We start from the raw sequence: 17,790 nt of genomic DNA on the forward strand, positions 1-17,790 counted from the left end.
TTTTTTGAATTCACTCTCCGCAAAAAGCATGCACCAAAAAATTCTTTTAACGCCGGTGTTTTCTTTATCTTCATGAAACCCCTCGCAAACTGTGAAAATCGCCAACTGATTACAAACTTTCATGTTGAGTAGTGAGTTTTGGGGCAGCAGGACGGGTGTCTTTGAGTACTTTGAATAGTTTGGACCAAACGCGGTGTTCTGTTTTATTGATCTTTTTGCCTTCGTTTTCCGGCAAGGTGATCAGGCTGGGAAATTTAGTGCTTTTGCGAAGTGCTAAAAACTGGACGTTTTCGTTCTCGGTGAGATTATTTCCCATATGCGACACCCAGTTCTTGACCGTGCTCAGCCTCCAATAGCCAAACTCATTAATCGGCTGATCAATCCACGTCAGTTCGCTCCCGGACCCAATCTTGATAAAGCTGGGAGCCTGTGGCATCCGAAAAAACACTTCTCTACGAATCGTGATTACTTGGTGGCCGCTGCCCATCACAGCCTGATGCCCCTTAGAACTGACGATCGGCAATAGTCCATCATAGGATTTTTGGTAGTTCCACCCATAGCTCTCATAGACGCTTCTGATTTGATCGTCTTCGTCAGTAGCTTGAAAGGAAAAGTCCAATTTTTTGACCAAAACAGCTTTTTGGGTGGATGAAGTGTGGTAATACATGTGTCTTGCCACGGGAAAAGGCGCAACTGAACCCGCTTTTTCGAAGCTATTAAAGATCGATTCAATCTCTTCTTGCCAGTTTGCTTTGAAAAGTATATCACAATCAGTAAGGGTAATCAGATCTTCCCTCGATGCTCTGGCGGCACCCAGGATTGCATCCACCTTTCCTATGTTCTCGGCATGAGTGGTCAAGGTTTCAATCACCCCTTCTTTCAATTTTTCGGCGAGCCAAGTCTTTACTTCCTGACAACTTGCGTTGTCAACTACTGTGATGGCAGACCTTCCATGCTGGGTCAAAGATGCAGATTCAATGCATACCTTGATGACCTCAAACAGGTTTTGAAAGTATCCCTCGAAGTTTGGCACAAAGACGGGGATAATGATCCGGTGGTGGTACTTTTTCTCAATTTTTGAATTGAGCTTGGCAGGATTGATGCCTACTCTCATAGATTATTTTTTAATGGCGATATTCAGGAAGGGAGGTAAACACCCGAAGATGGGGTACGGCATTCATATCCGTAGTCAGAGACACCTACTTTTCGATTTCCCGTACGATTTGTGCTGGACTTCCTTTTACCAACGTATTGGCAGGGACGTCCCTGGTTACGAGCGCGCCGGCAGCTACCATTGCTTTTTCGCCGATAGTAACTCCACCCAGGATTATGGCCCCTGCTCCTATGGATGCTCCCTTTTTTAACACTGTCTTTTGGAACTGTTCGGGATATTGTTTCGACCTTGGGTATTTGTCGTTTGTGAACGTCACGTTTGGTCCAATGAAAACGTCATCTTCAATACGGATTCCATCCCAAATGTAGACGCCGGATTTCACAGTTACCCTGTCTCCAATCATTACATCATTTTCGATAAAGGTATGGCTGTTGATATTGCAATTTTCGCCGATGACTGCGTCCTCGAGAATCACCGAAAATTGCCAAACCCTGGTGGATTCCCCGATATTTTTTGACTTTACGTCTGCCAATGGACTGATCATACCCTACTGCTGGTGAAATTCAGAAACTCATCGTAGTCCCTGATATAATCCTTTTCATTGTATACATGCGAGGCCAAGACCAGACAAACCGCTCCCGAAGAAAAATTGACTTCCGAAGCCCATATCCCAGGTGGCACATACAGCCCGCAATCCGGCCGATTCAACAAAATCTGTCTTTTTGATCTCCCGTCGTCAACCAATACTTCAAAAGCGCCACTGACTGCGACCATAAACTGATGGCACTCGTAATGGGCATGAGCACCGCGGGACTCTCCACCAGGGATGTCATAGAGGTAGAAAACACGGTTGACGTCAAACGGAATCTCCTTTGAATTGGTAACCGGAGTAATATGGCCGTTTCGATCCCCGAGCTTTGGAAGATAGATTAGGCAACAATTCAGTATTGATTTTTTGTCCAACATTATTAAACTGGTCGATTTAAACTTTTCCTGATCATTTACTGAAGATCAAATTTCCAGAACCGTTGGCGGTCTGAACCATCTTTCCCAAAAGATTATATTTCAGGGACTTCATCAGCCGATAAACCTCACCTTCCATATCCTCTTCTATGGTCTGGTCTGTTTCGACCATGACTATAGTTGGCCTGAATGAGTTCCAGTCGTTAGACATCAAAACCTGATAATCCAAGCCCTCCACATCAACGTCCATAAAATCGATCTTCCCCTGCAATTTGTACTCCTGGACCAGATCTTCCACCCGCAAAAGGGGAACTTCTATTTCCTTTTCAATGTGGTTGGTTAAATTTTTTTCCTCCAAAAATCCATAATCAAACGTATTCATTGAGGACATCTTCCTGGGCAACATGTAATACTTTAACTTCCCTGGATTTTGGGATATGCCGACGTTCACAAATGTGTCATTCGGCCGGATCTTCTTAAATTTTTCAGCCAGTTCGGGATTGGGATCAACAACGATCCCACTCCATCCCCTCAGATAGAAGTGATAGGTATTTGAATAGGTAATCGGCTCAAAACATCCGATGTCCAGATACATTCCCTGTGACTTTCCAAGTAGTTTATACAACTGGATATCCTCACCGGATTTAGAAAATGATATCCGGTATCTTTTATTCACTATCAGCCTAAGCTTATTCTTCAATGACATATAGCTATTCTTTTTAAAAATTATTTAACGACTTCTATCGAAAACAAAAATGAAACAAAACCGGACTTTGACTGATCATCCAAACAATTTTAAAAAGGTCCGCTGATATACTCCTTAAATTCTTCAAAATTCCTTAAGTAATCCGTTGGATCATAATCTTTGTCTGAAAGGTGAAGGCATATCGCATTGGTAGAGAAATTATCCAAATGCCTCCAGCTCATAGCCGGAAGAAACAATGCATTGTAGGATCTGTTGAGTGAAAAGGTCTGTTTTGTACCATCTGGCATGGTTTGTACCATATCAAAACTTCCACTGAGAGCCACAATCACTTCATTCTGGGTCTTGTAAGCATGTCCTCCGCGCTGTTCCCCACCCGGTACATCGTAGGTCCAGAATACCCTTTTTATCTCAAAGGGAATCTGATTTGGATATTGGATAAAGGTAAGATTACCGCGGGGATCAAATACTCTTGGGAGACTAATGAGGTTACTGGTGTTCATGGACATAGGACTGATTTGTAGTAAGGAGAGATACTCAGCTGTCTTTTTTCTCGAAATGTACCTGGTACCACCAAGCTGTAAAATATACCTGCCGGATGATCGGATAGAATTTTACCGGATCTTTTTTAAACCCGGCAACAATTCCCTTGATGTCAAGATAGCAGTAAGGCTTGAATGAAAAAAGTCCCGATTTTGGTAAATCTTCCAATATCCCTCGAAGATAGGGTTGATTAAGGATTAGTGTTTCCCATGGAACCGAAAGCCCAACCTTGCGGTGTTTGGTAATGTAATCCGGGAGTTGTTTTCCAATAGAATTCATCAGAAGGTATTTGCCTTTCCCCTTGCTTCGAAAATAGGAATCCGGGAGGCTGCCGGTGCCGACCACTAAATTAGGATCGAGGAACGGGTCCCTGCATTCGATGGAGGCTCCCATAGTCGTCCTGTCATTTCGGTCATTTAAGGTGTAGAGGTGGGTGTGTTGTTCCAGGTAGAGAAGTTGACGGTACCGGTTTTTCGGGTATACTTTCTTTGCTTCTTCCAAGATTCCGATCCTATACTCTTCCAGGAGCTTGGCTGAATTTATACCAAGGTTCTGTAGATCGGAGGGATAAAGTTCGTTGGCGTTCATCAAGATCTCCGCCTCCCGGTTATTCATTTGGAGGTAGCGCTTCATCTTTCTGAGACGCTCATTTTTCAGCCATTTGTCGGGCATAAACCTGATCAGTGACAGGAGCCGATAGCGCATTTCCCGATCGTGTATCTTGTATCGGACATATCCCCCCAGAATCTCATCGGCCCCTTCGCCGCTCAGAAGTACCGAAACTTTCTCCTTCGCCTTTTTTGATATTCCAAGCAAGTGTCCGTCGGAGAAATGCATGATGGGCTCATCATGATGAAGAATCGAGTCTCGGGTGAGGTTCACGAGCTCATCCTCCTGGAACTCGTAGGAATTGAACGACGCTCCCAATTCTGATGACAGCTGTCTGGCCAGATGGGACTCATCATGTCTCGTATCGCTGAAAGCGACGTTCCATGCGCTTAAATCGGTAAATCCCTGTGCATGCTGACTGAATAGCGTACTGCTGGAGTCCAGTCCCCCGCTAAGCAGCGTGCCGACTTTTACATCAGCAATCATCCTCAGTTTGATGCTTTGATGAAAGTTCTCCTCAAACCATTCCAAAGGATTTTTGATCTCCGGCATGGCCATAATCTGTTCTCCCAAATGAAACCAGCGGCCCGTCACGCTCCTTGTTCCAGACTCGGTGACTTTCACCCAATGTCCCGGCAGTATCTTTAAGACGTTCTTGAAGACAGATGTCTTTCCCGAATTGAACCGGTAAAGAAAAAGCTCGTCGAGATTTTCCTCCTGAATCTCCTTCGCCAGTCCAGCTGCAAAAAATGCTTTTGCCTCACTGGCAAAGTAAAATCCGTGATCGGATGGGTAGTAAAACAAAGGCTTTACACCAAATCTGTCCCGGGCCAAAATCAGCTCCTGGGCCTGGTGATCAAAGAAGGCGAAAGCAAAAAAACCGTTAAGACGGGGCAAACAGTCCAGCCCATACTCCATCAGTAAGAAGAGCAGGACTTCGGTATCGGAAGTAGTCTTGAAGACATGTCCCTTTTGTTTCAGCTCGGGGTAAAAGGATTGGTAGTTAAATATCTCCCCGTTAAATACCATGGTATAGTTGCCACAGGGAGAGTGATAAGGCTGATTTGCCGATTCGCTTAAGTCTAAGATTGAGAGCCGTCGGTGCCCGAGTGCCAGTGCCCCATCTATCCAGTGAGCTCCCGCGTCGGGTCCCCGGTGATGCAGACTTTCTCTCATTCTGAAGATTAAATCAGAAGACGCCGGCTGCTGTTGATAGTTCCAAAATCCCGCAATCCCACACATACTTTAAGCAGATTTTTTGTCTAACAGGTCCAGATAGCTCTTGTAAATAATTCTCATATTCTTTGCAAAATCAACATGCAGGTCGATATACTCTTTATTGATCAAAATGGCGTGCTTCACCAGCTCCGGATTTTCGACGGCAAACCGAATAGCCTCGGCCAACTGAGCAACATCTCCTACCGGAACCAAAATACCGTTCTTTCTCTGTGACAAAAAAGCCTGATTGGCCGGAAGATCCGACACGATAGGAAAACAACCCATGGCCATGGCCTCAAAGAGAGAACTTGATACCCCCTCGGTCGTGGGATAGGCCACATACAATGCTGCTTCATTAAGTAACCGAGGAAGGCGGTCGTTTGCAATTACGCCAGTGAATGTAACTTGGTCTTCTATTCCCAATTCTTTGCTTAGCTGAATCAGCTTTGGCTTTTCAGGCCCCTCTCCTACCAGTAGTCCCTTTATCTTCAGTCCCTGCCTTGCCAGCAGCGAGATGGCTCTGAGGATGTCTTCATGCCTATAAAGGCCATAGAGCGAGCGGGTTACAATCAACGTATGGGCAGAATTTGAAGAAGCTCGGTGTGAAGAATACTTATAAAGCTCCAGATTGATTCCTTTCGGCAGTACCAGTATCTTGTAAGGAGCAGCACCAGAATTGAGCATCGCGTAGGTCATTACATGTCCCCAGGCATGGATCAAATCCACTCGTTTATACACCCAACACTGAATGATTCTTTTGTAAAATCCGGAAAAACCTTCCTCAGGGTAGGCGTCCGTGATCCCCTGCTGGGCCACAATCCTGAGTTTGGCTGGGACAAACAGGCAAAACAGCCCGTAGCTGGTGGTTCGCTCAGCCAACACCAGATCATAGCTCGGCCGAAAGCGTATCTTTAGAATTTCCAGAAAAAAAATCAGTGCGTTGAAGATCCTACCTGATCTGGTCTTGGATCTCCTGATTTCCATGGTTTCCAGTCGGCTAGCCGATTCAAGCTCTATTCCTTTTATCCAACTCTTGGCATCGGCCCGGTAGGTTTCACCCAAAAACAGTATCCTGATCATATCATTTATTCGCTCAACCAGCTTAATACAGACTTTGGCGCCCAGTTCAGTTCACGTCTTGCCTTGCTGCAATCAAAGGTTAACTCACCTGTGAGCTTCTTCAGTCGATAGGTGTTGATTGGAAAAAAAGAAATCCTATCTCCGATCATCGCAAGGGGCTTGATCAGAGAAAGCGGAATAATTTTGACTGATTTATTGATTCGTAGAGCCATGGCGGTATCCAATTCCGCCAGCTTCGGGTCTACGTTGTCCGTGAGATTGTATATTCCGCCACCGATAGTCAATCTGGAAGCCAAAGCAGCCACATCCTCTGCCAACACCATGGACTTGCGTGATTGACCCTTTCCTATGCGAAAGTAATAGCCTGATTGAATGGCCTTTTGCATTGCCCGCAGGTTACCCGGGGCATGCTCTCCGACGATCAGGGGAAGGCGAAGAATATATGTAGAAACCCCGTGTTTTATTCCCCAGTCTAGAATCAGCTGCTCAGCAAGTATCTTGCTGACCGCGTACGGAGTGCTTCCCAACAGCGGTGAATCCTCGTTGATCTGCTTCCCGGTTTCCTGCCCATACACGGCCACGGAGCTAATAAAAACAAAAGATTTTGGTTTCAGACTGTTCTCTGAAAGACGGCGGAGAAGCTTTTCGGTTCCTTGGACGTTTATGGTGTGAAATAGTGCTTTTTCCTCTGCAGTTTTCGGTAGGAAATGAGCTGCGCCAGCTGCATGGACCACTAGGTCCACCTCGGGAATCGATGGGATTTCCTTCGAAAAGTCTGCAAAAATCTCCGACGGTGCCGTTCTGCCCAGCCGAAGCAGATCTCCGCGGGATTGAAGCGCCCGCTGGAGATAGCCGCCCAAAAAGCCATTTGCGCCGGTCAAAAGTATCCGCATCTAGGCTATTGACTCGATTGCAGTGATCATCTTATCGGCAAGCTTATTCTTGTCAAACGCTGCGGCGGATACTGAGAATGCTTTTTCCTTCATTCCTTCCAATAGGTTTGGATTCTTGTCCAGATGGATAAGCAAGTCCGCGAGTGCTTCAGGATCGTCCGGAGAAAGTGTGAATCCAATTTGATGCTCAATAAGAAAGTCTTTCATCCAGCCTTGGGTATTCTGCACGACAGGAACGCCTGCTGACAACGATTCGAAAAACTTATTGGGTGAAGAGGTATCCAGCACCGGCGTTCCCTTCAAAGGTACCAATGAAACAATCGCGTTTTGGACCAGAGCAACAAGATCTTCCTTAGGCATCAGTGGCCAACGCAGCAAGGTATCAAGCTGATGCTCTTTAATCTGTTGATCGATCAGTTCGCGCTGTTGTCCCTCGCCTACGATCAATATCTTCAAAGGCGAACTTCTTTTCTTCAGGATTTTGGCTGCCTCCAGGAGCCAAAGTGAATTGTTGACTTCCCCAATGTTACCGGTGTAGATGGCATAGGACTTTGGAGCGATTCCAAGGTGGCTGGGGAAAGATCTTGGGGTCGAAAAAAGCAGAATATTGGCGGCATTGGTCACGGTAATTACATTCTGACTTGGGGATTTCCCCCTGATTTCCTTTTCCATCCCAATAGAAAGGGCCACGATAAGATCAGAAGAAGCGTAACATAACTTTTCAAACCAGCGGGCTGCCGTGATCATCAGCGGATTGGTGATTATTCCTAGCTCGATCGCGCCGTCCGGCCATAGATCCCTGCTTTCGAACACCAGCTTTTTGCCTCTGATGAGCTTAGCCAGGAGTCCTGGAATACCGACAGTAATCGGCCCGCTGGACGCTATTACCACTTGAGTTGAATAGGTCAGGGCATACCAGCAGGAGAGGATGGAGTAGGCTAAAAAAGAAAAAACCCGTTGAAAAAAGGACTGCCGATTGTCAATCCTGACATTGATGATGATGACTTTAACGCCATCAAAGTACTGCGTATCGATAAACTTCTTTGAAGAGATATCTGATTTGGAGTAGACGCTGGTCACAACAGTAACCTCATGGCCATCTTTCACCCATTCCCGGGTAAATTCATGAACGCGTGTTCCCCAGCTTCCTTTCGAAGTGGCAAAGTATTGGTAGAAATAGAGGATCTTCATTACTTCCCGCCCTGGCTTAGATGGGAGATAAAGTGCTTCAACTTACCGGACTTTTCGCGGTTGATAAATTGAACCTTCTCAACTTCTATCTCCAGTCCTTTTTCCAGATAGGTATCAAATGCCGTCTGAATCGTATTTACAGCAGAATTATCCAGCTCCCGATCTGTTACGATGCAAAAGCGAAATTTGCTCAAGCTCAGCTGCTGTACCTGATACTCTTGGATGTATCCGAACGTACTCATCAGATGTTTGGAAACATAGTATAGGGAAAATCCAGCGGCTACCTTGCCGGAGGGAAGCATCACTGTGTCGTTCAATCTGCCCTGGAGGTCTATCAACTTGTCTTGAATCTGCATAGGATCAGTTTGAATAGCGCCGTAGTCGCCGACTTCATACCGGATGAAGGGCATGGCGGTATTAAAGAGGTTGGTAAATATCAACCGGCCGGTCTGGCCTTCTTCAGTCTCGGTTCTATCCTCGTTCAACACTTCGGTCAGTACCGTTTCATTGGATAGCCGTCTCACACCCATCGGGTCGGTCATGGCGAGAAAAGCGACTTCAGCAGCTCCATATTCATTGTAGACCGGAATCTGGAACACATCCTCCAAAAACACCTTGTCTTCCGCTGTGCATTGTTCGCTCGTCACAATACTGCAGGTTGCAGTCGGGCAGATTTCCTTCAGTGTCAAACCCTTCTTTTTCAGATGCCGGGCAAAAGTAAGTTGGGAATTGGTATATCCGTATAGGTACCGAAAGGGAGTGGTTTTGAACTTTTGTACAAAACCATCCAAAGCGGCATCTGAAATGTCGAATACGACAAACCGGTATCGGTTCATTAGCAGATCCTTGATCCGCTCCCGATAATAGGCGGATTTGGCGAGGGGAATCCCGAAAAATCGAGCCTGTAAGTCGGAGGAGGAAATGCCGACGTTATGATAACGGTCAAGGATAAGTGCCCAGGTGATGGCATGGCTGAATTTATCCCGAGCAAATTTCAGCGGTATTCCAGAAGAACCGGAGGTGCTGCCAAGATGCAGGTCAACTTTCTTCATTCCTTCGGAAATCAACAGCTCCGGATTTCGTTGGAGGTCTTTTTTGGTAACGATGGGAAGCTCATTCCACGAGTTAGGAAGATAGCTTCCGACAAGTTTTCTATAGAGTGGATTGTGTTCGTGATGAAACCTCACCAACTCCCATTTCTTCTTCTCCTGCCAATGGAGATACTCCTCTTTGGAAAGTGCCTGGAGACGCTTCAGCTCAGCTATAGCCTCATCCAAAGGATATTTCTTGAGTCTGAGTAATCTTTCAATGGTCAGCATCAAAGAACCGGTCTGAATTTTTGGTGGATGTCAATTTTCACTTCCTTTTTAATGGATCTGGGTCGGTTCACTAAGAATTTGATCTCCATGAGACTCAGTCCAATAAACAATGGCGTAAGATAGGTCCTCATTGCGGCATGGAAGGTGGTGTAGATCGCTATCATAAAAAAAGCAACCAATATCCCCTTTTCCATGGGGGATTTTTTGGATCGGAAAAGACGAAACATCAAAAACATCAGGATTAAAAAATAGAAAAATCCAAACACTCCATGCTCGGATAGAAGCCTGCTCAGCTCTACGTGGGTCAGGTAGAATTGACTACCATCTCTCAAAAATGAAGATGCCCCCACTCCTACTCCAAACAACACATTTTCTTCCCAAAGCTCGAGATCCTCCATGGAAATATTGAATCGGCCTGTGGTGATCGAGTCGATAGATTTCTCTTTAGTTCCCGCCAAGGTGCCCTCTGTCTCTCCCAAATATCTAAGACCCAACAATCCCCCAGTCAAAGTGTCAGCCACCTGAAAGGTCAGCATCAGGAGGATAATTGACAATACTAAAATCCTGCCCAATTTAGGAAGCTTATAACGCCTTTTCTCCGATTCGGCACTCAATAGCACATAAAAGAGGATAATTAAAATCCCTAAGATTCCACCGATAATGCCACCCCTCGAAAATGTCAACAAGCCCTGAAAACCAAAGAGAAAGAACAAAAAGAAGTCTGCAATGCGATAGCCCGTGATCTTCCATTTATTGATCAAAAAAAGGAAGCTGACAAATATTCCTATGCCAAGAAGTGTCGACACCTGATTGGAACCTCCACCACCACTGGTGGCAAAATTTGCACCCAGGCTAAACTCTAGGTCATCGTACGATGGGGTTTTGAAGATGGTCGATGAAAGAACCGCTATCAGCGGAAAAAGGCTGATGCGTAGGAGCTTGATCAGTTGCGCTTTTGTGAGGTTCTTGCCGTAAAAAAACCATACCGCCAAACCCACGTTCACTGGACCTAACAAATTAAACACGATTGCTTGGCGATCGACCTTGCCAGAAAGGTCAAAAAATATTGCGGGCATTAACAGCAACACCATGATCAAACCCAAGTAGTTTTTATACCCGTATTTGATCACTCCAAATACCAGCATACAAAAAAGTAAGTATTTACCCAGTTCATAGGGGATAAATGGCGATGTCTGGGACATCCTCGCCAGCAACTCGAAGGACGTCAGATAGGTGATGAAGGCGATATATGGGAAGATACTTTTGACTCTGATTATTGTGTAAACAGACGTCCCCACTACCAAGTAAAACCATAGAATCAGCCCATAAGGGGTTAGCGCCGACACAATCCCCAACAGCACGTGGAGGATTGTCCAGAAGACATGGTCGTGGGAGAGAATAATCCGCTTAATCATATCGCTTCGAGTTTGCTTCTGGGTTTACTTTCCAGCCGGGATAAAATCTCCCTGTATTCCTCCATGAAATTCTCCGGTCCATAATTTTTCCGAATGTAGGCTTTCAATTCAATCCCTTTAGCATCGGCAAGTTTAGGATTCAAGATGATCTCCTCTAGGGCGTCCGCAAGGGAAACCGGCGATCTGGGAGGTATCACCCAGCCATACTTCCCATGCCCCAAGACCTGCCCACATTGACCGACATCTGTCGAAACAGTAGGAAGAGATGCCATTCCGTACTCTAATAGTGCAACCGGCAAGCCTTCCGACTCCGAGCTTAAAACTCCGATGTCCGCTGTCTCCAGAAAAGGGATGAGTTGGGTGACCGGACCCGCCAGTTGAACTGCTTTCTCCAAGCCAAGTTCGGCTATTCTCTTTTGTATCAGCTCAAGCCAATCCGCCTCAACGTATTCCCCAATTAAGAAAGCCTCAAAATCATATCCTCTTCTTCGGACTATGTCCAATGCATCCAGAAGCGTCAATTGATCTTTTTGCCTTCTGATGTTGGCAATGTTGATGATTTTTACCGAGACATTCTGAGCTGACTTCCTTTGCACTTCTAGAAACTCAGGGAAATTTGGCAAATAAAAGATGTCTCCGGCTCTATCCGGAAAACGCACTTTCCAATAGCTATTTATCAGGTCATTGACTGTTATCACTGAATCAACGTAGGGCATCATCCAATCCATTTCCTTCCTCGGATATGCTTCCAGCATTTCGCTTTGCCCAAAATGGTCATGCCAGATCAATTTGATCCCCGGAAGGAAAGGCTTGAGTAAAATTGCCCAAAAAATCGAGGTTTGATGCACATGTAAGATGTCTGGCTCCAATTTTCTAAGGTATCTCAGCATACCCCAAAAAGCCACCAGATCGAGTTTACTTTTCTTATTAAACGCTTTCAAGTTGACTTTTTCTTGGACAAAGGAAGCCAGCCCTCCGAGTCTTCGGGTAACCAAGAGATGGCTTTCAAACCCGTAGTCCGGCAAAGCATTGGAAATGTTAACGGACATTCTCTCCGTGCCTCCCAAGTCCAGTGAGTCCACCATCTGAACGACTTTAACCTGCTTATTCAGAGACGGAAAAGCTTTCATTTTCAGCAATGACTACCAAACTGAATCCAAATATCTTCGCCAACAACCAAGGACTAATCTTACAAATCAACATCTTGAAGGGAGCAGCTATTTTCTGCAGCGTGGTTTCATTGTTTGAGGGCGCAGACAAAGTTTCGAGGGAATAATCGTAGTCAAGGATTTTGAGGCCTGATTGGGTAATCATATTTAGAGCAGAGTTGGTGTTCAAAAAGATCAAATGTCCCGGGTTCTTGATCTTTGCCCGTTGGAGATTGCGAAAGTTCACACTAAGACAGTCATCCAAAGGGATGTGAAAGGCAATAATCCTGGCTTTTTTTGAAACACTTGAGATGAAGTTGACCGGATCTGTGACATGTTCAAACACGTCTGTCAGAGTCACCAAATCCATCACTTCCCCCTCTGTGGCGAAATCAGCCATTTTGAAGACGATTCCCTCCTGTTCAAGTCGGTCCACATGGGGTGAAATATCAAAACCCTCGATTTTTTTGGTCTGAAATCCTAAGCCATCCAATTGTGCTTTCATTGCTTTGATGACACCACCGGAGCCACAGCCGACATCGGCATAGGAGCTCACGGGAATTTTCTGAAAAGAAAGAATAGGAAAAAGCAACCGGGAAATCGCCCTGACTTTGTAATCAGAATCTTCTTGGTGTCGGGTAATGTCAGAGAAATAAACCCCTTCTTTGTACATGTTATACTAACTTCAAAATTTCAGATTGAAACAACTCCAAGGTATAGTGATTCGACCATTCTCTGGCCTTGTTTGACTTATTTCGATAAGCCTCTGGGTTCCCGGTATAATATTCAATCACTCGATACACCTGTTGTGGTTCTTTTTGAATTAAATCTCCCCGTTGGCCAAACCCGAGCATATCCGGTACACAAGATACCGAAGTGGTGATCGGCAGGCATCCAAAAAACATGGCTTCCGCTACAACTTTAGGCCATCCTTCGCTGTCTGACAAAAATATAAGGAAATGTGCGTTTTGGTAGTATTTTTTCAATGTCGCGGCATCTACGTTGCCATGCAGGGTAACGTAAGGAGCGAGCTGATTTTCGCGGATAAATTCCCTCAAAAATCCCTCTTGGGCTCCGCTTCCACACACGTCTAAGTGCACGTCGAACCCTTGGGCTACCAGCAGTTTGAGCGATTCCAGCGCAACCATTGGATTTTTTCCGGACACCAAACTTCCCACAAAGATTAGCCTGAGAGGCTCTCCGGGTGCAGGGAAGCTTTTTTCTTTCTCTTCAATCTCTGACTCCGAATAGGTCGCAGTAAAAAAAGGAAGAATATTATCGGATGTCCCGGGCCAGTTGCCATAGACCAAGGCTTTCATATTCTTGGTCAAGAGCGGATTGTTTAGTATTTTCTGCTGCAACTTATAGGTAAAGGGCTGATCACTTTTAGGATCCCAGTTTCCAGCATATTTGGCAGTCTTCTTTTTAGCAGGAAAAAGAATCTGCACCAGACATCCTAAAAGCCCCATATTTCCAGGACAACGCAAATGAATGTGGTCAGCTTGATTCATTGCCTTTGCCAGCTTAAAAACAATTCGGGGTAACGCCCAGAAGCTCCTAGCGGCGGTCAAGCTATGGGTCAGATCGATTTCGTGGACAGCAACTGCCTCAATGTTTGGATATTCGTAGGGAATTTCGATTGGGTTCGGTTGCAGGCCTTCCAAGATTGGCGCAATCAGGATCACTTTTGAAAAAGACGGAATCCATAGATTCATTTCCCGGATGTAGGGTGCATAGCCATAGATCTTGCCGTCGAGCGATTTGTGGACCACGTGGGTGACAATCAAAAAAGTCATCGACCGAAAACGGAAGAATAGAACTCCATATTCTGTTTTAGGAGGACTCTTATATCAAATCTTTCCAAGACATCTTTTCTACCCGCCAGTCCCATTGCCAATGACTCCTGCTTGTTTGAAAGCATTTCGATCGCTTTTTCGGCTATATCATCAGGCGATAGCGGGTTACAAAGTCTACCGGTAACCCCGTCCTGAATTACCTCTGGGCCGGGGCCAAGCTTGCTCGCTAAAAACGCCTTGCCCATACTCAATACTTCGATCCACGCCAAAGGCATGGCTTCCATATGCGAAGGATAGATGCATAGCTCAGCCTCTTCGATCAATTGGGGCAGTTTAGTATTGGCAACCGATCCCAAAAAGGTGACATGAGGCGCGATCTCTGCCGTAATCACCTGCTTTTCCAGAAAGGCGATATAAGAGGATCCGTCCGGGAACTTCCAATCCCGCCCTGCAATAAACAGATGAGTTTCGGGAAATCTCTCCCTGATCTTTGGAATTGCCTGAACCAATTGCCGCACACCCTTCTTCTCACAGACTGTACCGGCAAAAAACAGTCTGCCTGGTACTGTCTTCTCTGGATCAGCCTTATAAAAATTGGTGAGATTGGCAGGATTGAAGATCACCGGACCTTTTTTTCCCGAAAAATCGAGATACTTTCCGGTATGGTCCAACACATACTCACTGACTCCGAACACAACATCTGCCTTATCGAACGAACGCCTTTCCTGAAATCCTTTCCAAAGGTCTATTCCTCGATTTTCTGATTCTGCGAAGAAATGATGGCCTCCGTTCATCCGGATTACATAGGATATACCAGGTAACTTTTCGACGAAAGCAAGACCAAGTTCAGTCGACTCCACCACATCGATTTTTTTCTCTTGATGAATCTCCCTGATCTGTGAATTAATGGCCTTGTTTGCAAGATACCAGGTGATTGGCTTTAGCCTCCTCGGTTTTAGCCGGTAGACTTTCACTCCTTCATCCTCGACACACTCATTGCCGTCCGTATAGTTCATTCCGACAACAGAAACTTTCACGCCACTTTTGACCAAATTCCGCGCAAGGATCTGTATGAAAGTCCCTACTCCTCCATGGGGATAGCCAACTTTTGGATATTCACTGGTAATAAAACAGATGTGCATGGACTAAATCAGATGGAATACCGATCGGAGGGATATTGATAGGAATTTCCGACAGTTTGAATAGGAATTTGAAGGAAGCGTGCTGTCTTTTATCAAAGTGATTTTTTCTCAAGTGCATCGGGATGAACGGAAGCCGGAAACAGCCGCTGGATCAAGTTTAGCAGTTCTATCGCTGCAGGTTGGTCTGTTTTGACAATCCTGTCTTTCCATTTACTTCTGTCGACAGCAACAAGTCCTGGAGACATGATGGCAAGGGAAACCTTATCAAGAATTTCTTCCTTACTTCCTACTGAAAGTACCGCATCCAGCTGTTCCATCGAGCGAAAATGCTGAAACTGATACACAACTGATGTTGACCAGTTGGGATCTGGTACCGTGTCATATTTCAAGAAAATCCCGGGTTTATCAAAAAAGGCGAAATCAAGGGCCATCGTCGAGCCAATATTGAGGACCGTTTCACAATGGTGACACAAGTTCATCAGGAGTTGAACATCTTCAAATAGCGGGAAAAAGCTGGTCCAGAAAGCACCTTTTTTCCAAAGAGGGGGAACGTGGATGACGTTGGGATATTCATCAAGAACGTTCTGATAGCGCTCAGCGCTCGTGACGGGAACCTGTCTGAATAAGATCTGAATTTCCGGCTTGGACGTCAATGCTTCGGCAACATCTCTTAGATATTCAGGATCATGTGGAGAGGTCATCACGTCATCCCCTGAAAATAGAACCCACTTTTTATCAGTATCAAGCCCGTACTTTCTTGCAAAGCTCTCGCGTGGAATAATCAGATCTTCCTTGGAATAGAAATCGAATTGGGGGGTACCCGTGACAAATATCCTTTCCGGGCTAATTTCCGGATAATAGTCCAGCACCTCGGCTTTCATATAATCAGACCAGACCGCATAAAAGTCAGTTCTGATTGGCAGCCTCGCCTTGGGTATGTTATCCCAGGAAAAGATAGCTGAGATTGTTTTAATCTTTTCCAAAGAAGCAGCAAGGCAAAAAGGAATCAACGTAGGAACCCGCTGGTGTGTAATGAAAATCAGATCTGGATTGACTTCCCGCAATACCTTGCGATAGTGGGCAATCGCCGGATTGCCTGTCCAGTGCCTTTCAATCTCTGATTCAAAAAAACGGATTGACTCGTAGGTTTTCAACCGATTGCCAAACAGTTCGGTAAAAAAATAAAAGACGCGCTTGGACCAGCTGCTTTTTCTCCTGGACCAATTATTCAGTAGTGTGGGATTGCATTTTCTCGCGACACTGGACTTCAGCCTGGCGAAGGTCGTTGCCTCACGAAAGAAGGTTTGGACTTTACTTTCCGGAAACGTCTTAAACTCGAGCTGTTGGACTGGGACCTCGAGCCGGCTATTCACCAACTGGATCAACTCAGGATCTAGACTGTGCATCAGACAGATTTCGAACCCGGCCCCGTGGAGATAGGAAATTATGTCGGAATAGAGGTAATTCCTGATCCCTATGCCATCGGGAACAGCAAAAAGTATCTTTCTTCGTTTCAAGTTCTATTTAGTAAGTGACGGCTCGGGATGATAGTTCAGGTTTCAGACGAGGTATGCAGCTTAGAAGACTTCAGGATAACCAGCAGTTTGTGACAAGGATGCCAACTTCGGCTAGTTCACACCAACTACTCTATCATCTGCAATAGGGTTAACATCGGATTCGAGTGCGGGTTTTCTTCGATTTCCGAGCTCGTGTTCACTCCAGTTCAGTTTGGTATCAGGTGATGTATCGCTTTTAAAAAGAGCTCTTTACCTTTCACCTGATCAAATTCCCTAATGAATTTTAACCTCGCGTTTTTGCCATGTTGAAGTACCAATTCGGGTTGGTTTAGGTAATGTGACATTTTCTCAGCCAGCTCCGCAGGATCAGTAGCTGACTCAAGAATATACCCATTAAATCCAGTTTCAATTCGATTCCGGACGTCGCCTACGTTAGTAGAGATGGCAGGTCGACCCGATGCCATAGCTTCCAAGATGGTTACGGGCCCGCCTTCGACGATCGAGCTCATCAGACAGACATCCACTTGTGCATATACCTCGCTTCGATCTTCCAATTTAATTGCTCCGCGGAAATGTATGAAAGAACCAATGTCAAGGGTCACTGCCAGGCGTTTCAATTTCGGAAGTTCGGGACCGTCGCCAAACAATAGGAATTGGAGCTTCATTCCCTGTTTTTTCAAGATCGCCAGCGCCTCAAACACCACTTCAAAATTTTTTCCAAAATCCAAACGTGATAGGGTCCCAAAAACCATCCTGTGAGGATCCGGATGGGGTATATTCAAGAATGCTTCTTGACCATCATAAAGCCATTGATGAATCTCCAGAATCTTTGCCGCCGGGAAAAGCTTCAGAAGATCCTCCTTTTTTTCAATACCGGAAATCAAAAATGTACCGTATGAATTCACCTTTTCAAAAAACTGATGATGCTTGGGATTGAACTTTGAAACCTCATGGTAGGCAAAAGGCTTTCGGGACTTGACTGCTAAGTCATGGACAAGGTGAAGTAGATTACCCGGCCGAATGCCCGCGAAACAGAGCGTGCAAGAATCCAAAGCTTTCTGTAAAAATTCTTCCAAAACTTCAGGGAAATTAACCGAAAGATTGGCCAGACTGCGGTCCATCTTACATCCTGACTTTAG

Annotated in this window: 17 protein-coding genes; all 17 read right to left on the minus strand. The window is 45.5% G+C overall.

All coding sequences use genetic code 11. The annotated features are described in order from the left end of the window. Positions 1-109: 109 nt before the first annotated feature. The 17 genes from G459_RS27875 to G459_RS0118370 all read right to left on the minus strand — a co-directional run bounded on the left by G459_RS27875 (position 110) and on the right by G459_RS0118370 (position 17,772). Complete coding sequence (locus tag G459_RS27875; RefSeq protein WP_051315298.1) at positions 110-1,114, minus strand: glycosyltransferase family 2 protein; 1,005 nt, start codon at positions 1,112-1,114, stop codon at positions 110-112. Between the two features lie 85 nt (positions 1,115-1,199). Then, positions 1,200-1,658 (minus strand): acyltransferase, encoded by a 459-nt coding sequence (locus tag G459_RS0118295; RefSeq protein ID WP_026968940.1) that lies wholly within the window; start codon positions 1,656-1,658, stop codon positions 1,200-1,202. Next, on the minus strand, positions 1,655-2,080 hold the full coding sequence (locus G459_RS0118300; protein WP_035456372.1) for a sugar 3,4-ketoisomerase: 426 nt from the start codon (positions 2,078-2,080) through the stop codon (positions 1,655-1,657). Before G459_RS0118300 ends, G459_RS0118295 begins: the two co-directional genes overlap by 4 nt. A gap of 31 nt (positions 2,081-2,111) precedes the next feature. Next, positions 2,112-2,753, minus strand: a complete 642-nt coding sequence (locus tag G459_RS27880) for an FkbM family methyltransferase (protein WP_169725048.1) — start codon at positions 2,751-2,753, stop codon at positions 2,112-2,114. A gap of 119 nt (positions 2,754-2,872) precedes the next feature. After that, positions 2,873-3,283, minus strand: a complete 411-nt coding sequence (locus tag G459_RS0118310; protein ID WP_157373374.1) for a sugar 3,4-ketoisomerase — start codon at positions 3,281-3,283, stop codon at positions 2,873-2,875. A 34-nt stretch (positions 3,284-3,317) separates the two neighbouring features. Continuing rightward, entirely contained in the window at positions 3,318-5,174 is a 1,857-nt protein-coding gene (asnB, locus tag G459_RS0118315; RefSeq protein WP_026968943.1) for an asparagine synthase (glutamine-hydrolyzing), read from the minus strand. 3 nt (positions 5,175-5,177) lie between these two features. Continuing rightward, on the minus strand, positions 5,178-6,230 hold the full coding sequence (locus G459_RS0118320; protein WP_026968944.1) for a glycosyltransferase: 1,053 nt from the start codon (positions 6,228-6,230) through the stop codon (positions 5,178-5,180). A 5-nt stretch (positions 6,231-6,235) separates the two neighbouring features. Continuing rightward, positions 6,236-7,123 (minus strand): NAD-dependent epimerase/dehydratase family protein, encoded by an 888-nt coding sequence (locus tag G459_RS0118325; protein ID WP_026968945.1) that lies wholly within the window; start codon positions 7,121-7,123, stop codon positions 6,236-6,238. Continuing rightward, on the minus strand, positions 7,124-8,314 hold the full coding sequence (locus tag G459_RS0118330) for a glycosyltransferase family 4 protein (protein ID WP_026968946.1): 1,191 nt from the start codon (positions 8,312-8,314) through the stop codon (positions 7,124-7,126). Beyond that, on the minus strand, positions 8,314-9,633 hold the full coding sequence (locus G459_RS0118335) for a phenylacetate--CoA ligase family protein (RefSeq protein ID WP_035456373.1): 1,320 nt from the start codon (positions 9,631-9,633) through the stop codon (positions 8,314-8,316). Before G459_RS0118335 ends, G459_RS0118330 begins: the two co-directional genes overlap by 1 nt. Further along, complete coding sequence (locus G459_RS0118340) at positions 9,633-11,048, minus strand: O-antigen ligase family protein (RefSeq protein ID WP_157373375.1); 1,416 nt, start codon at positions 11,046-11,048, stop codon at positions 9,633-9,635. The genes G459_RS0118335 and G459_RS0118340 overlap by 1 nt, the downstream gene beginning before the upstream one ends. After that, the gene (locus G459_RS0118345; protein WP_026968949.1) at positions 11,045-12,178 is read right to left on the minus strand and encodes a glycosyltransferase family 4 protein; all 1,134 of its coding nucleotides are present in this window, start codon (positions 12,176-12,178) and stop codon (positions 11,045-11,047) included. The genes G459_RS0118340 and G459_RS0118345 overlap by 4 nt, the downstream gene beginning before the upstream one ends. Next, a complete protein-coding gene (locus G459_RS0118350) occupies positions 12,153-12,869 on the minus strand; it encodes a class I SAM-dependent methyltransferase (protein ID WP_026968950.1) in 717 nt (238 codons plus the stop codon). Before G459_RS0118350 ends, G459_RS0118345 begins: the two co-directional genes overlap by 26 nt. 1 nt (position 12,870) lies before the next feature. Next, entirely contained in the window at positions 12,871-13,992 is a 1,122-nt protein-coding gene (locus tag G459_RS0118355; RefSeq protein ID WP_026968951.1) for a glycosyltransferase family 4 protein, read from the minus strand. Beyond that, positions 13,989-15,134 carry a glycosyltransferase family 4 protein gene (locus G459_RS0118360; protein WP_026968952.1) on the minus strand — a complete coding sequence of 382 codons (1,146 nt, stop codon included), beginning with the start codon at positions 15,132-15,134 and terminating at the stop codon, positions 13,989-13,991. Before G459_RS0118360 ends, G459_RS0118355 begins: the two co-directional genes overlap by 4 nt. Positions 15,135-15,226: 92 nt before the next feature. Continuing rightward, positions 15,227-16,540 (minus strand): hypothetical protein, encoded by a 1,314-nt coding sequence (locus G459_RS29100; protein WP_051315300.1) that lies wholly within the window; start codon positions 16,538-16,540, stop codon positions 15,227-15,229. A 317-nt stretch (positions 16,541-16,857) separates the two neighbouring features. Continuing rightward, a complete protein-coding gene (locus tag G459_RS0118370; RefSeq protein ID WP_169725049.1) occupies positions 16,858-17,772 on the minus strand; it encodes a glycosyltransferase family 4 protein in 915 nt (304 codons plus the stop codon). Between the last annotated feature and the right edge of the window lie 18 nt (positions 17,773-17,790).

Source organism: Algoriphagus terrigena DSM 22685, assembly GCF_000429445.1.
Taxonomy (GTDB): Bacteria; Bacteroidota; Bacteroidia; order Cytophagales; family Cyclobacteriaceae; genus Algoriphagus; species Algoriphagus terrigena.

Coding starts and splice junctions, on each gene's coding strand:
- G459_RS27875 (WP_051315298.1), bottom strand. CDS start 1,114: ATGAGAGTAGGCATCAATCCTGCCAAGCTCAATTCAAAAATTGAGAAA.
- G459_RS0118295 (WP_026968940.1), bottom strand. CDS start 1,658: ATGATCAGTCCATTGGCAGACGTAAAGTCAAAAAATATCGGGGAATCC.
- G459_RS0118300 (WP_035456372.1), bottom strand. CDS start 2,080: ATGTTGGACAAAAAATCAATACTGAATTGTTGCCTAATCTATCTTCCA.
- G459_RS0118310 (WP_157373374.1), bottom strand. CDS start 3,283: ATGAACACCAGTAACCTCATTAGTCTCCCAAGAGTATTTGATCCCCGC.
- asnB (WP_026968943.1), bottom strand. CDS start 5,174: ATGTGTGGGATTGCGGGATTTTGGAACTATCAACAGCAGCCGGCGTCT.
- G459_RS0118320 (WP_026968944.1), bottom strand. CDS start 6,230: ATGATCAGGATACTGTTTTTGGGTGAAACCTACCGGGCCGATGCCAAG.
- G459_RS0118325 (WP_026968945.1), bottom strand. CDS start 7,123: ATGCGGATACTTTTGACCGGCGCAAATGGCTTTTTGGGCGGCTATCTC.
- G459_RS0118330 (WP_026968946.1), bottom strand. CDS start 8,314: ATGAAGATCCTCTATTTCTACCAATACTTTGCCACTTCGAAAGGAAGC.
- G459_RS0118335 (WP_035456373.1), bottom strand. CDS start 9,633: ATGCTGACCATTGAAAGATTACTCAGACTCAAGAAATATCCTTTGGAT.
- G459_RS0118340 (WP_157373375.1), bottom strand. CDS start 11,048: ATGATTAAGCGGATTATTCTCTCCCACGACCATGTCTTCTGGACAATC.
- G459_RS0118345 (WP_026968949.1), bottom strand. CDS start 12,178: ATGAAAGCTTTTCCGTCTCTGAATAAGCAGGTTAAAGTCGTTCAGATG.
- G459_RS0118350 (WP_026968950.1), bottom strand. CDS start 12,869: ATGTACAAAGAAGGGGTTTATTTCTCTGACATTACCCGACACCAAGAA.
- G459_RS0118355 (WP_026968951.1), bottom strand. CDS start 13,992: ATGACTTTTTTGATTGTCACCCACGTGGTCCACAAATCGCTCGACGGC.
- G459_RS0118360 (WP_026968952.1), bottom strand. CDS start 15,134: ATGCACATCTGTTTTATTACCAGTGAATATCCAAAAGTTGGCTATCCC.
- G459_RS29100 (WP_051315300.1), bottom strand. CDS start 16,540: ATGCACAGTCTAGATCCTGAGTTGATCCAGTTGGTGAATAGCCGGCTC.
- G459_RS0118370 (WP_169725049.1), bottom strand. CDS start 17,772: ATGGACCGCAGTCTGGCCAATCTTTCGGTTAATTTCCCTGAAGTTTTG.